This is a genomic window from Pseudoclavibacter sp. Marseille-Q434 (assembly GCF_050315415.1).
Classification (GTDB): Bacteria; Actinomycetota; Actinomycetes; order Actinomycetales; family Microbacteriaceae; genus Pseudoclavibacter.
On record NZ_JBNPQH010000003.1, the window covers coordinates 206,938 to 219,992 of the forward strand.

At 68.0% G+C, this 13,055-nt stretch carries 14 protein-coding genes; 2 read left to right on the top strand and 12 right to left on the bottom strand.

The genetic code is table 11. From position 1 onward, the window contains the following. Nucleotides 1-15 precede the first annotated feature (15 nt). Complete coding sequence (locus tag ACQFZP_RS13180) at nt 16-723, bottom strand: hypothetical protein (RefSeq protein WP_249312491.1); 708 nt, start codon at nt 721-723, stop codon at nt 16-18. A gap of 64 nt (nt 724-787) precedes the next feature. Here ACQFZP_RS13180 and ACQFZP_RS13185 point away from each other — a divergent pair, with 64 nt between their 5' ends. Then, on the top strand, nt 788-1,762 hold the full coding sequence (locus ACQFZP_RS13185; RefSeq protein WP_104311409.1) for an acyl-CoA thioesterase: 975 nt from the start codon (nt 788-790) through the stop codon (nt 1,760-1,762). A 72-nt stretch (nt 1,763-1,834) separates the two neighbouring features. Here ACQFZP_RS13185 and ACQFZP_RS13190 read toward each other — a convergent pair whose 3' ends face one another. The 5 genes from ACQFZP_RS13190 to msrA all read right to left on the bottom strand — a co-directional run bounded on the left by ACQFZP_RS13190 (nt 1,835) and on the right by msrA (nt 5,920). Then, nucleotides 1,835-2,332 (bottom strand): acyl-CoA thioesterase, encoded by a 498-nt coding sequence (locus ACQFZP_RS13190; RefSeq protein ID WP_104311408.1) that lies wholly within the window; start codon nt 2,330-2,332, stop codon nt 1,835-1,837. 106 nt (nt 2,333-2,438) lie between these two features. Continuing rightward, on the bottom strand, nt 2,439-4,121 hold the full coding sequence (gene ettA / locus ACQFZP_RS13195; RefSeq protein WP_104253131.1) for an energy-dependent translational throttle protein EttA: 1,683 nt from the start codon (nt 4,119-4,121) through the stop codon (nt 2,439-2,441). 46 nt (nt 4,122-4,167) lie between these two features. After that, entirely contained in the window at nt 4,168-4,623 is a 456-nt protein-coding gene (locus ACQFZP_RS13200; RefSeq protein WP_211891632.1) for a DUF6993 domain-containing protein, read from the bottom strand. Nucleotides 4,624-4,673: 50 nt separating this feature from the next. Then, nucleotides 4,674-5,207: a single-stranded DNA-binding protein gene (locus tag ACQFZP_RS13205; protein WP_211891633.1), complete on the bottom strand. Its 534-nt coding sequence runs from the start codon at nt 5,205-5,207 to the stop codon at nt 4,674-4,676. A 191-nt stretch (nt 5,208-5,398) separates the two neighbouring features. Next, nucleotides 5,399-5,920: a peptide-methionine (S)-S-oxide reductase MsrA gene (msrA, locus tag ACQFZP_RS13210; protein WP_211891634.1), complete on the bottom strand. Its 522-nt coding sequence runs from the start codon at nt 5,918-5,920 to the stop codon at nt 5,399-5,401. Between the two features lie 95 nt (nt 5,921-6,015). Between msrA and ACQFZP_RS13215 the strand changes: the two genes are divergently transcribed. Continuing rightward, nucleotides 6,016-6,300, top strand: coding sequence for a hypothetical protein (locus tag ACQFZP_RS13215; protein WP_104311404.1), 285 nt, complete (start codon nt 6,016-6,018; stop codon nt 6,298-6,300). Nucleotides 6,301-6,348: 48 nt separating this feature from the next. Here the strand turns inward: ACQFZP_RS13215 and nadE are convergent, their stop codons facing one another. From nadE to ACQFZP_RS13245, 6 genes are all read right to left on the bottom strand, one after another. Continuing rightward, nucleotides 6,349-7,170: an ammonia-dependent NAD(+) synthetase gene (gene nadE, locus ACQFZP_RS13220; protein ID WP_211891635.1), complete on the bottom strand. Its 822-nt coding sequence runs from the start codon at nt 7,168-7,170 to the stop codon at nt 6,349-6,351. 67 nt (nt 7,171-7,237) lie between these two features. Further along, nucleotides 7,238-7,552, bottom strand: a complete 315-nt coding sequence (locus ACQFZP_RS13225) for a metal-sensitive transcriptional regulator (protein ID WP_211891636.1) — start codon at nt 7,550-7,552, stop codon at nt 7,238-7,240. After that, on the bottom strand, nt 7,549-9,831 hold the full coding sequence (locus ACQFZP_RS13230; protein ID WP_211891637.1) for a heavy metal translocating P-type ATPase: 2,283 nt from the start codon (nt 9,829-9,831) through the stop codon (nt 7,549-7,551). The genes ACQFZP_RS13225 and ACQFZP_RS13230 overlap by 4 nt, the downstream gene beginning before the upstream one ends. Then, nucleotides 9,828-10,040, bottom strand: coding sequence for a hypothetical protein (locus tag ACQFZP_RS13235; protein WP_104311401.1), 213 nt, complete (start codon nt 10,038-10,040; stop codon nt 9,828-9,830). The genes ACQFZP_RS13230 and ACQFZP_RS13235 overlap by 4 nt, the downstream gene beginning before the upstream one ends. 1 nt (nt 10,041) lies before the next feature. Continuing rightward, the gene (locus tag ACQFZP_RS13240; protein ID WP_211891638.1) at nt 10,042-10,251 is read right to left on the bottom strand and encodes a heavy-metal-associated domain-containing protein; all 210 of its coding nucleotides are present in this window, start codon (nt 10,249-10,251) and stop codon (nt 10,042-10,044) included. 96 nt (nt 10,252-10,347) lie between these two features. Next, nucleotides 10,348-13,008: an aminotransferase class I/II-fold pyridoxal phosphate-dependent enzyme gene (locus tag ACQFZP_RS13245; protein WP_249312542.1), complete on the bottom strand. Its 2,661-nt coding sequence runs from the start codon at nt 13,006-13,008 to the stop codon at nt 10,348-10,350. Nucleotides 13,009-13,055: the final 47 nt, after the last annotated feature.

Below are 13,055 nucleotides of genomic sequence, written 5' to 3' on the forward strand. Positions count from 1 at the left end.
GGGCGGTGGCAGCGCTCAGCGTGCCTGGTTCGATCGCAGCAGCACGTTGCCCTGCGTTGTCTCGAGGCGCAGCCACGCTCCGGCGGTGAGGATGCGCGCGTCATCACCGGAGCGCAGGAACCCGAGGCTGAGGGCGGCGAAGGCCGCGCCGCTCGTGAGGCCGCTCGGCTCGTCGATGACGCGGGTCCACACGTCCGTGCGGACACGTTCGACGAGCGCCGTCCCGAGGTTGCCGGGCACTGCTTCGGCGACCTCAGCGATGCCCTGGTCTGCGGCTGCGATGAGTGTCGCCGCTGGCAGGACACCCGTCAGGCTCCAGCCACCGGTGGGGGCTGCGATACCTGCCCACGACTCGCGGAGTCGCTCTGGCGGGACCGAGAGGTCGAAGCCGACCGTCTCGTCTGCGGACGCGTCGTCCCCCGGTGCGCGCAGCCTGGCGAGACGGTCGAGGAGCGCTCGCAACGGCACGGTCACGTCGAACGCTCCCGCGTGCGCGTCGTCGCCCGCTTCACCGAGGAGCTCGGCGCGGAGCGCGCGCACGCCGAGCACCAGCGGTGAGGTGTCCAGGATGCCCTGCGGCCGCAGCACCGGAACCCAGAACGCCGCAACCGAACCAGTGGCGACGATCCTCACCGCGCCGTCTTCGATGCGTCCGGCTCGACCCAGGAACGATTCGAGGTCGCGGGCGGCACGGAGATCGGGGATGCGGAGGACGGGAGACATTGCCATCTAACCTACCCAGTTCTTCCCGAGCGCTCCTGCGGCGGCGGGTCTCTAGACTGCTGGGATGGCAGATCAGCTCCACGAGTCGTCCTCGCTTTCGCCCGCTCAGCACCAGCCTGCGCCGTTGTCGTTCGATGCGCTCGAGGCGCTGTCTCCCATCGAGGCGTTCCTGCACACGTTGGACCTCACCGACACCGGTGCCCGTACTCGGGACGACATCTTCACGGGTCCGAGCCAATGGATGCCCCACGGGCGTGTGTTCGGCGGGCAGGTGGCCGCGCAGTCGCTGGTCGCCGCCGCGCGGACGGTGGCGGCGGATCGTCCGGTGCATTCCATGCACGGCTACTTCCTGCGCCCGGGTGACGTGAAGCTGCCCATCACCTTTGCTGTCGACCGCATCCACGACGGCAACTCGTTCACGACCCGGGCTGTGAGCGCCTTCCAGAGCGGTCAGCCGATCTGGTCGATGATCGCGTCATTCCAGGATGTCGACGAGGGCTTCGAGCACGAGGTGACCATGCCGGACGGCATCCCGGCTCCGGAGGACCTGCCGAGCGAGGCTGATCTGCTGGAGACGGTGAAGGCGACACTCGGCGACGACGCCCCGGAGTCACTGGCCGCGTACTGGCTGCTGAAGCGGCCGTTCACGATGCGGCACGTCGACGGGCCCGTCTATCTCGAGCCCGCCAGCGACCCGACGCCGGCGCAGGCGGTGTGGATCAAGGCGGTGGAGCGCATGCCGGACGATCCGATGCTGCATCGGGCCGCCATCGCCTACGCGAGCGACTACTCGATCCTCGAGCCCATCATGCGCGGCCACGGCCTGACCTGGTCGACGCCGGGGCTTCGCGCGGCGAGCCTCGATCATGGCGTCTGGTGGCATCGGGACGCGCGAGCTGACGAGTGGCTGCTGTACGTCCAGGACTCCCCCGTCGCGCGCGGGGGCCGCGGGCTCTCGCGAGGGCAGCTGTTCTCTCGGGACGGCGCGCTTGTGGCGACGGTCGCCCAGGAGGGCATGGTGCGCCGAAAGCGCAGCTAGCGTGCGAGGCGCGGCGCGGCGCGGCGCGGCGAGGCGCGGCGCGGATGAGCCTCCATGCGAGCGCCCGGGGGTTCAGTCGCTGCTGCGGCCGCCGCGGAACGTGAGCGGCTCGTCGAGGTAGGGGGTCCAGGCCTCGCGCTCGCGCTCGTTGATGCGGCGCGGGCGCTGCGTGGCGGCGTCGATGAACACGAGGGTCGAGGATGCGATGACGTACCGCACCCGTTCTGCGCCCTCTGGCTGGCTTTCCTCCGGGCTCCAGATCTCGTAGTCGACCTCGGCGCTGGCCGCTCCCATCTTGGAGATCCACAGCTGCACGTCCAATGGCTTCGTGGAGTACGGGATGGGCGCGAGGTACTCGATCTCGTTGCGCGCGATGAGCGTGAGCGTGTCGCCTCCCTCGGCGGCTGCGTCGATGATGGCGAGTGGCCGCTCGTCGTCGTTGGAGGCGCCGATGTTCCAGAACGCACGCACTCGGGCTTCCTCGAGCAGTGTCAGCACGCGCGAGTTGTTGACGTGGTTGTAGGCGTCGAGGTCGCTCCAGCGGAGGAGCGTGGGGACGTGGAAGCGCATCGGCGGGGTGGTCCTTGTCGTGTGCGGGTGGGTGGCTGCGCTCGACGGCGCACGGGACGAGGAAACCCCGGGGCCGCATGGTGCGGCCCCGGGGTTCCTGTTGGGACTAGTCCCTCGTGAGCTTGCGGTAGGTCATGCGCGATGGCTTGGCGGCGTCCGGGCCGAGGCGCTCGATCTTGTTCTCCTCGTAGCCTTCGAAGTTGCCCTCGAACCAGTGCCAGCGGCTCGGGTCTTCCTCGGTGCCCTCGTAGGCGAGGATGTGCGTGGCGATGCGGTCGAGGAACCACCGGTCGTGCGTGATGACCACGGCGCAGCCGGGGTACTCGAGCAGCGCGTTCTCGAGGCTCGACAAGGTTTCGACGTCGAGGTCATTCGTGGGCTCGTCGAGGAGCAGCAGGTTGCCGCCCTGCTTGAGGGTGAGCGCCAGGTTGAGGCGGTTGCGCTCACCACCGGAGAGCACCCCCGCCTTCTTCTGCTGGTCCGGGCCCTTGAACCCGAAGGTGGAGACGTAGGCGCGGGACGGGATCTCGACGTTGCCGACCTGCATGTAGTCGAAGCCGTCGGAGACGACCTCCCACACGTTCTTCTCGGGGTCGATGCCGCCGCGCGACTGGTCGACGTAGGAGAGCTTGACCGTCTCGCCGATCTTCAGGTCGCCACCGTCGAGCTCCTCGAAGCCGACGATCGACTTGAAGAGCGTCGTCTTTCCGACACCGTTCGGGCCGATGATGCCGACGATGCCGTTCCGGGGCAGCGAGAAGCTGAGGTCGTCGATGAGCACGCGCTCGCCGAAGCCCTTCTTGAGCTTGTTCGCCTCGAGGACGATGCTGCCGAGGCGCGGGCCTGCAGGGATCTGGATCTCTTCGAAGTCGAGCTTCCTGGTGCGCTCGGCCTCGGAAGCCATCTCCTCGTATCGGGCGAGGCGGGCCTTCGACTTGGCCTGACGACCCTTCGCGTTGGTGCGCACCCACGCGAGTTCCTCTTCGAGGCGCTTCGCGAGCTTCTGGTCCTTCTTGCCCTGGACCTGGAGGCGCTCCTGCTTCTTCTCGAGGTAGCTCGAGTAGTTGCCCTCGTAGCCGTGGAGGCGGCCGCGGTCGATCTCTGCGATCCACTGGGCGACGTGGTCGAGGAAGTACCGGTCGTGCGTGATGGCGATGACTGCGCCCGGGTACTTCTGGAGGTGCTGCTCGAGCCAGAGCACGCTCTCGGCGTCGAGGTGGTTCGTGGGCTCGTCGAGGAGCAGGAGGTCGGGCTTCTCGAGGAGGAGCTTGCAGAGCGCGACGCGGCGCTTCTCGCCTCCGGAGAGGACGCTGACGTCGGCGTCTCCCGGCGGGAGGCGGAGGGCGTCCATCGCCTGCTCGAGCTGCGAGTCGAGGTCCCAGGCGTCGACGTGGTCGATGTACTCCTGGAGCGTCCCCATCTCTTCCATGAGCGCGTCGAAGTCGGCGTCTGGTTCGGCCATCAGGGCGGAGATCTCGTTGAACCGGTCGAGCTTCGCCTTCGTCTCGGCGACACCGAGCTCGACGTTCTCGCGAACCGTCTTCGTCTCGTCGAGCTCCGGCTCCTGCATGAGGATGCCGACCGTGAAGCCAGGCGTGAGGGTCGCGTCACCGTTCGATGGGGTGTCGAGGCCAGCCATGATCTTGAGGATCGTCGACTTACCAGCCCCATTGGGGCCGACCATGCCGATCTTGGCGCCTGGGAGGAACGACATCGTCACGTCGTCGAGAATGAGCTTGTCTCCGACCGCCTTGCGGGCGCGGATCATCTGGTAAATGTACTCGGCCATGGGTTCCAGTCTAGGAGTTGGTTGGCTGGCAGCGCGCGGAGCTTCGCTACCAGGTGATGGGCTGGGTGAGCCCGATGAGGCATTTTCCCGTGCTGACGGGCGCGACGATGTCCGAGGTGTAGCCCCGCGGGCCGCGCTGGCCCACAAGGCACTCCTCGCCGATCTTCACCGAGACGATGATGTAGTCGGCCTCGAGGTCGACGTTCGTACGGTCGAAGGTGACCTCCATGGCCCCCTTGTCGAAGCCGATTCCAGACAGCGCGTCGACGAACTCCACGGAACTCGCTGAGCCGTTCGTCGCGATCGTCTGCAGGTTGGTCTCATCGAAGATCGGCTTGTTGTCACTCGCCGTCCCGCCTGGCACGAACGCCGCTGGCGCCGCCTGCGTGGGCTCGGCCGCGGCGGTCGTCTCCGCAGGGGGTCGCGCCTCTTCCGAGGAGCAGCCCGCGAGCGCCAGCGCCGCCACCAGAGCCACTGGGGCGAAGAGACGGGAGCTGCGCATTCGGGACCTTTCTCGGATGGGGCGGTCACCAGTGTAGGTGGCCGCGGCTCCTAGAAGGGCGTCGGGTATGCCCCCTCATCGGCGACGGAGGGCTTGTGCCATTCCGCCTCACTCGGTGGGCCCTGGGCGTCTTCGTCGTCCGGCGGAGCCTCGCTCTGCGGACTGACGAAGCTCCGTGCCCCTCCGAACCCCTGCTGCTGGTCGCTCACTCCCTTTTCCTGCGGAGTTCGCTCGCGCTTGGCGAAGATCGACGAACCTGCCGTGAGGTCGTGGCCCAGCGCATCCGCAACCACCTCATGCTTCGTGCGAGACCCGTTCTGGGTCTCGAACTTCCGCATGCGGAGCTTGCCGACGACGATGACGCGCTGCCCCTTGTCGAGGGACTTCGCGGCGTGCGTCGCGAGGTCGCCCCACGCCGCGACGTCGTACCAGTTCGGATCCACGTCTTCCCAGACGTTGGTCGTGCGGTTCAGGCGCCGCGAATTCGTCGCGATGCTGAAGTTCACGACGTGCTGCCCACTCGGGGTTGTCCTCACCTCCGGCTTGCTGCCGAGATTCCCGATGAGCGTGATGTGGTCTTGCATGTTCTCCCCCTGGTCTGGATGCGGTGCGGTCCGACGCGGCGCCCGTGCCGAGAGCTCCGCACCGGACCGCGGCACCAGTGTGCGACTGCGGGCGGCGGTTCTTCCCGACGAAAACGGCGCCTGTGGACGGGGTTCCGTCCACAGGCGCCGTGTCATCACAGTGCCGAGCCCGTCCGGGCTGGCGCTGCAGGTCAGAGCATGTAGGGAGTGAACTTGGCGCGCACCTTGTTCACCTTGGGCACGGCCACGAAGTTGCAGTACCCCTGGCCCGGGTTCTTCGCGAAGAAGTCCTGGTGGTAGTCCTCCGCGTCGAAGTACTGGCCAAGTGGGGAGATCTCGGTGACGATTCCGCCGCCCCAGAGCTCGTCTGCGCGGTGGCGGGCGGCTTCGAAGAGCTCGCGCTGCGCCTCGTCGGTGTAGTACATCGCGGAACGGTACTGCGTTCCGACGTCGTTGCCCTGCCGGTTGAGCTGTCGCGGGTCGTGCAGCGTGAAGAAGATGTCGAGGATCACGTCGGCGGGCACCACGTTCTCGTCGAAGACGACGCGCACGGCCTCTGCATGCCCGGTCGTGCCGGTGCACACGAGTTCGTAGTCCGGCTTCGGGTGCTCGCCACCCGTGTAGCCAGAGATCACGTCGCTGACACCCTTGACGTTCCTGTACACGGCGTCAAGACACCAGAAGCAGCCACCTGCAAGCACGAATTCGGTCATGCGACAAGGCTACGCCGGTGGCTGGCTCCGCGGCTCAGCCCTGCGCGAACTCAGCCAGCACCGAGAATGTCGGTGGTCGCGTCTAGCCTTCCCTCATGACCACGACGCACCTCACCAAGTCCGGTTCCGCCCCGACCCTCACACCCCGAACTGGCCCGTTCACCCAGCGATTCGCTGGGCTCACCGCGACTCAGGTGCACGCAGCGCGGTGGCGGGTCACGGGTTCCAACGGTGCCGTGCGCGGGTACGTCGAAGAGCACCAGCGCGGCTCGGGGGTCGCCTACGCGGCCACCCGCATGAGCCGCACCTCCACGGCCTTCCTGACGCTCGACGAGTTCTCGGACTTCGCCGAGGCGGTCACCGCGTTCCGCTACCTGTGAAGGCGCGCGTACGCTCGCCGGCGCTCACTCACGGCATCGTACCGTGACTCAGCCGCGCCACCAGGTGTCGGTGGGGAGCACGGGCAGCTGCCGCTTGTGCTCGGTCTTGCGGTACAGCGACTCGATGCGATCGGCGGTCTCCGCATCCACGTCGCCGCCGGTCAGGTAGGTGTCGATCTGCGTGTAGCTCAGTCCGAGGTTCGCCTCGTCGGTCTGCCCAGGTGTCTCGTCCAGGAGGTCAGCGGTCGGCGCTTTCGCGTACAGGCGTTCAGGTGCCCCGAGTTCCTCCAGCAGCTGACGCCCCTGGCTCTTCGTCAGGCCCGCGAGCGGGTTCAGGTCAGTTCCGCCGTCTCCGTACTTCGTGAAGAAGCCGGTGACAGCTTCGGCAGCGTGGTCAGTGCCGAGCACGAGGAAACCACGCTCCCCAGCGATCGCGTACTGCGCGATCATCCGTTGGCGCGCCTTCGCGTTGCCCTTGTTGAAGTCCGTGATGGCACGCCCGGTCGCGTCCAGGAACGCGTGCTGCATGCCGTCGGTCGCCGGCTTGATGTCGAACGTGATCCGTTCGTCCGGCTGGATGAACTCCAGGGCCAGCTGCGCATCGTCCTCGTCCGCCTGCACGCCATGCGGGAGGCGCACGGCGACGAACGTCGCGTCGCCACCCGCTGCGCGCACGTCCTCGACCGCGAGCTGCGCGAGCTTGCCGAGCAGCGAGGAATCCTGGCCACCGCTGATGCCGAGCACAAGCCCACGCGAGCCCGTCGCAAGCAGGTACTCGCGCATGAAGGAGACGCGCTCTCGCACCTCCGTGGCAGGGTCGATGACCGGCTTCACGCCGAGGGTCGCGATGATTTCCTGTTGAGCGTTCATGGTGGTGCCAACTCTACCGAGCACCTGTTTCGGGAAGAAGTCGCCGTCCCGATATCGGAGTGAGCACTCAGCTGCGCACGAGACGCGCGATGGCGTCAGAGGCTTCCTTGAGCTTCAGCTCCCCCTCGGCCCCGCCCAGCTTGACGGCGTCCGCGACGCAGTGCTTCAGGTGGTCGTCCATCAGCCCGAGCGCCACATTCTCGAGGGCGGAGGTGATCGCCGAGATCTGCGTGAGGATGTCGATGCAGTACTGCTCCTCGTCGACCATGCGATGGATGCCGCGCGCCTGCCCTTCGATGCGCTTGAGGCGCGTGAGGTACTTGCTCTTGTCCTCGATGTAGCCGTGGTGGGCGTGGCCGCCCGTCTTTGTGGTCTCGCTCATGATGCTGCCTTTCCTGGGTGTGAATCGGGAGACGTCCCGGTGCTTTGCAAGCCTCGGAAGGCACGCAGTCGCAGACTGTTGCCGACGACGAACACGCTGGAAAACGCCATGGCGGCTCCCGCCAGCATGGGGTTGAGCATGCCGAGGGCCGCGAGCGGGATCGCCGCGACGTTGTACGCGAAGGCCCAGAAGAGATTGCCCTTGATGGTGCCGAGCGTACGTCGGGAGAGGCGGATGGCATCCGCGGCCGCCAGGAGGTCGTCGCGGACCAGCGTGATATCCGCTGCCTCGATGGCGATGTCCGAGCCCGTTCCCATGGCCAGGCCGAGGTCGGCCTGCGCGAGCGCGGCCGCATCATTGACGCCGTCGCCGACCATCGCGACGACGCGCCCTTCCTCCTGGAGGCGGCGGATCACGCCGACCTTCTCCTGGGGCAGGACTCCCGCGATGACGTCGGTGATGCCGACGGCGGCCGCAACCTGACCGGCGACGATCGAGTTGTCGCCGGTGAGCAGCGTCGGCTCGAGACCGAGTCGGCGCAGCTCGGCGATCGCCTGCGCGCTCGTCGGCTTGATCGTGTCTGCGACGGCGAGCACTCCGCGAGCTTCCCCGTCCCAGGCCACGATGACGGCGGTCTGTCCGAGGGAGTCCGCATCGCTCTTGCGCTCCGCGAGCTCCTGGCCGAGCGAGATCCCCCAGTCGGCGAGCAGCTGCTCGCGCCCGACGACCACCAGGTGACCGTCGACGATGCCCTGCACGCCCGTGCCCTCGTGGTTCCGGAAGTCCTCCACCGCTGGCAGCGCACCGACCTCGGCCGCGGCGCCGGCCGCGAGCGCCCGAGCGATGGGATGCTCCGAGGCCGCTTCGAGCGCACCCGCGAGACGCAGGAGCTGCTGCCGCTCGACCCCATCCGCCACCCAGACGCCGGCGAGCGCCATCTTTCCGCTCGTCACCGTGCCGGTCTTGTCGACGACGATCGTGTCGACTCGGCGGGTCGATTCGAGGACCTCTGGGCCCTTGATGAGGATGCCCAGCTGCGCCCCACGGCCAGTCCCCACGAGGAGCGCGGTTGGAGTCGCGAGACCGAGCGCGCAGGGGCAGGCGATGATGAGCACGGCGACCGCCGCGGTGAAGGCGGCCGAGGCCGGGAACCCGGCACCGAGCCACGCGCCGAGCGTCGCCACCGAGATCGCGATGACGATGGGCACGAAGACGCCGGAGATTCGGTCGGCGAGACGCTGCACCTCGGCCTTTCCGGTCTGGGCGTCCTCGACGAGCTTGGCCATGTGCGCGAGCTGCGTGTCGCCGCCGACTCTCGTGGCGCGCACCACGAGTCGTCCGCTCGCGTTCAGCGTGGCCCCGACGACCCTGTCTCCTTCGACGACCTCGACGGGGACGGACTCACCCGTGAGCATCGAGGCATCCACCGCCGAGCGTCCACTCGTGACGACGCCGTCGGTCGCGACCTTCTCCCCCGGCCGGACGACGAATTCGTCGCCGACGATGAGCTCCCCGATGGGGATGCGTGTCTCGATGCCCCGGCGAAGGACGGCGACGTCTTTCGCGCCGAGTTCGAGGAGCGCCCGCAAGGCGGCGCTGGCTTGCCGTTTGGAGCGCTTCTCGAAGTAGCGACCGGCCAGCACGAACATCGTGACGCCGGCAGCCACCTCAAGGTAGATGTTGGATGCTCCGTCGGAGGGGGCGATCGTGAACTCGAAGGGATGCTTCATTCCCGCTTCGCCGGCCGTGCCGAGGAACAGGGCGTAGAGCGACCATGCGAACGCGGCGATCGTGCCGACGGAGATGAGCGTGTCCATCGTGGCGCTCCCGTGGCGCAGGTTCAGCCACGCGGCCCGGTGGAATGGCCACGCGCCCCAGACGATCACCGGTGCCGCCAGAGCCAGCGACGCCCACTGCCAGTTCATGAACTGCAGCGCAGGCACCATGGCCAAGGCGATGACGGGAACGGCGAGCACGATGCTGCCGATGAGACGCTGACGCAGGCTCACGAGTTCGGGGTCTGCGGCCTCGGTGGCCGAATCCTCGACGTCAGGATGCTCTGGCTCTGGGAGTGCGGCCGTGTAGCCGGTCTTCTCGACCTCGTCGATGAGCGATTGCGGGTCGAGTCCCGCCGGCGCGTGCACGCGGGCTTTCTCAGTGGCGTAGTTGACGCTCGCGCTCACGCCTTCGAGCTTGTTGAGCTTCTTCTCGATGCGCATCGCGCACGACGCGCAGGTCATGCCCCCGATCTGGAGCTCGATGTCGGTAGCTGTGCTCATTGCTCACTCTCCGTATGCTGCGGGGCCTCTGAATGCTCGGCAGGGAGGACCGGGGCCTCGGTCGAGCCGGGTTGGGAGGTCTGGTGAATCTGTGGGCGCCAGCCGTCGGCCCGGTCGGCTTCCGTGACGACCTGGGCGGTGAAGAACGCCGCGCCGAAGACCGCTGCAAGCAGCGCTCCGTAGAGGCTGAGCTTGACTGGCACGTTCATGTCAGGCCTTGGCTGCGGTGTAACCGGCCTCGTCGACCGCGGCGATGACCAACGCGTCGTCGAGGGGTGCGGTGCTCTCGACGACGAGCGTGCCGGTGTCAGCAGAGACGGCGACGCTTTCGACGCCTGCCAACTCGCTGACCTCCTGGGCGACGGCGCTCTCGCAGTGGCCGCAGGTCATGCCGGTGACGAGATAGGTGGTGCTGGTCATGGTGATCTCCTTGCCGAGGGCAGTGCCCCCTGGGGGTATGTACGGCAGATGCAACCGTATACCCCCAGCAGGTATTCCCGCGTCAGCGGCCGGAGATCAGTCTTCGCGCAGGATGCGATAGCCGCGTAGCGGGTCGTAGCCGTGGATCTCGCGAGTGTCGAGCACGGCCATGAAGTCGAGCACCTCGTCGGTGACGAGCTGCCCGGGCACGAGCACGGGGAACCCGGGCGGGTACGGGGTCACGAATCCGGCGGAGACGGGCCTGGCGCCGCCCGCCACGCGTTCGGTGAGCTGGGCGTGGCTGAGGTGCTCGATGTTCGCGCGCCGCTGACCGCGGAAGAACGCGGTGCGAAGGTCGCCGTCCGGCAGCCCATCCGCGGACGCATAGTCGGGCGCGAACGCGCTGAAGTCGGGCAGCGGCGGCATGGGGGCGGGCACCGGGCGCTCGCCGTCGATCTCTCGCGCCTGCGCCTCCTCCTCGAAGCGCTCGGCGAGCTTCACAAGCACCTCGATGAGGTAGCCGACGGAGCTGCGGGAGGTGCCGATGTTGGTCATGAAGAGCACCGTGTTGCGGCTCGTCTTGTTGACCTGGATGCCGTAGCGGTCCATGAGGTGCTCGTGCTTGAACGTGTCCCCGTCGACTCCCGTGCGTGAGATCTCGACCGTGATGCGGCTCGGGTCGACGACGAACTCGTCTTCCTCCCACGCCTGCCACATCGTCGAGAATCCGTCGCGGTGCGGCATGGGACGCGAGCTCGCGCGGTTCTCGGCCGGGATGAGGTCGTGGCCGGAGAGCACCCGGAAGGTGCGGCGCAGCAGCGGGTGCCGGGCGATGGCCTGCGCGATGCTCGTCGCCAGGTCGAGCTGGCGCTGGACGAGCTCGAAGCCCTCGAGTTCGACCTGACGCCTGCCGAGGTCGAGCGAGGCGAGGATCTGGTAGTTCGGCGACGTCGAGGTGTGCGTCATGTACGCCTCGTGGAACGGCTCCTCCGCCTCCCGGTACCAGTCCTTGTCGTAGACGTGGATCATCGACCCCTGCCGCAGCGCGGTGAGGGTCTTGTGGGTCGACTGGGTCGCGTAGACGCGGATGCGCGCGTCCGGGGAAGGCAGGAGCCGCTCGGCGAGCCACACGTCGTCCGATGCGGGCTCCCCCGTCTCAGGGTCGAAGAGTCGGGCCCGCTGCTCCTGGTACGCCGTCGCGTGGGCGCTCGACGCGAGCCGCTCCTCGAGGTGCTTGGCCGCCGCCATGGCGGTGCGTCGGCGAGTGATGGGGTGGAACGCGGCGAACGCGAACCACGCCTCGTCCCACAGGAACACCAGGTCAGGTTTGATCGCGAGGCATTCGGCCATGACCCGCTCCGGGTCGTAGACGATGCCGTCGAAGGTGCAGTTCGTGAGGGTCACGAGGCGCACCTCGTCGAGGCGGCCGGCGGCGCGGTAGTCGAGGAGCAGCTGCTTGATGCGCTCGAGCGGCACCGCCCCGTAGAACGCGAACTCGTTGAGCGGGTACGCCTCGAGGTACGCCGTGCGGGCACCCGTGAGCATGAGGGCGTGGTGGTGCGACTTGTGGCAGTTGCGGTCGACGAGCACGATGTCGCCTGGGGAGACGAGCGCCTGGTGCACGATCTTGTTCGCCGTGGAGGTGCCGTTCGTGACGAAGAACGTGTGCTTCGCGCCGAACGCGCGGGCCGCGAGCTCCTGCGACTTCTTGATCGCACCGACGGGAGCGAGCAGCGAGTCGAGGCCGCCGGACGTTGCGCTCGTCTCGGCGAGCAGCAGGTTCAGCCCGTAGAAGTCGACGAGGTCGGTGATCCACTTCGACGTCACGACCGAACCGCCGCGCGAGATGGGCAGGGCGTGGAAGACGCCGGCCGGACGCCGGGCGTGCTCCTGGATGGCGGTGAAGAAGGGCGTGTCGTACAGGTGCGAGACGCGGCGCAGCAGCGACAGGTGCAGCTCGAGCTGATCCTCGCGCAGGAACACGCGACGGAAGCGGCGCGTGAGCACGCCGGCGAGGTCCTCGATGTGCGCACCGGCGACGAGGTACAGGTCGAGCTCGGGGCGCAGCGTGTTGAGGGTGTCGGCGAGGCCCAGGACTCGCTGCACGGATGCGAGGCTCGACCGCGACGTCGCGGTCGTGCCTGCCGAGTCGACGTGCGCGAGGTCGATCGTCTCGCGCATGTCCCGGCTCAGGCGCTGCTGGCTGCGGTCGCTGAAGCCGGGCCGGATGACGACGGCGAGGATGTTCGGGTTCGTGAGCACGGCCGCGACGGCGTCGTCGGCGGACGGCACGATCACGTAGTCGTAGACGAACGCATCCGCCGCGCTGCGGAGCTTGAGGATGTCGGCCCGAAGCGCGTCACGGTCGGCCGGGGTGGTCTCATCCACGAGCAGCACCTCGAAGCGGGGGCGCGGGTCCGAGTCATCCTGCAGCTCGGCTCGCTCGGCCTCGTCGAGCCGGTCGTCGCGATGGTCGGCGGGGATGCTCGTGCCGCGCAGGCGGCTCACGACTCGACCGATGCGCTCCAGCGCACTCGAGTACTCCCCGTTATCGAGGGCCTCGCGGATCTCGGCGACGTAGCGCTGCCCGAACCCCGCCCAGTACAGCTCGAGCGTCTCAAGAGCCCTCAGGTTGCGGGAGATCTCGCCATCCGCATCCAGGATGCTCTCGGTCTCGTGCCCGGATTCGAGGCGCTTGATCGCGAAGCGCAGGTACTCCCACGCGTCGCTGCGCAGGCGCCAGGTGCTCGTCGGCATGCCCGGATCGCGCTCCAAGCTGTGGCCTGAGGCGCGCCGATCGGCGT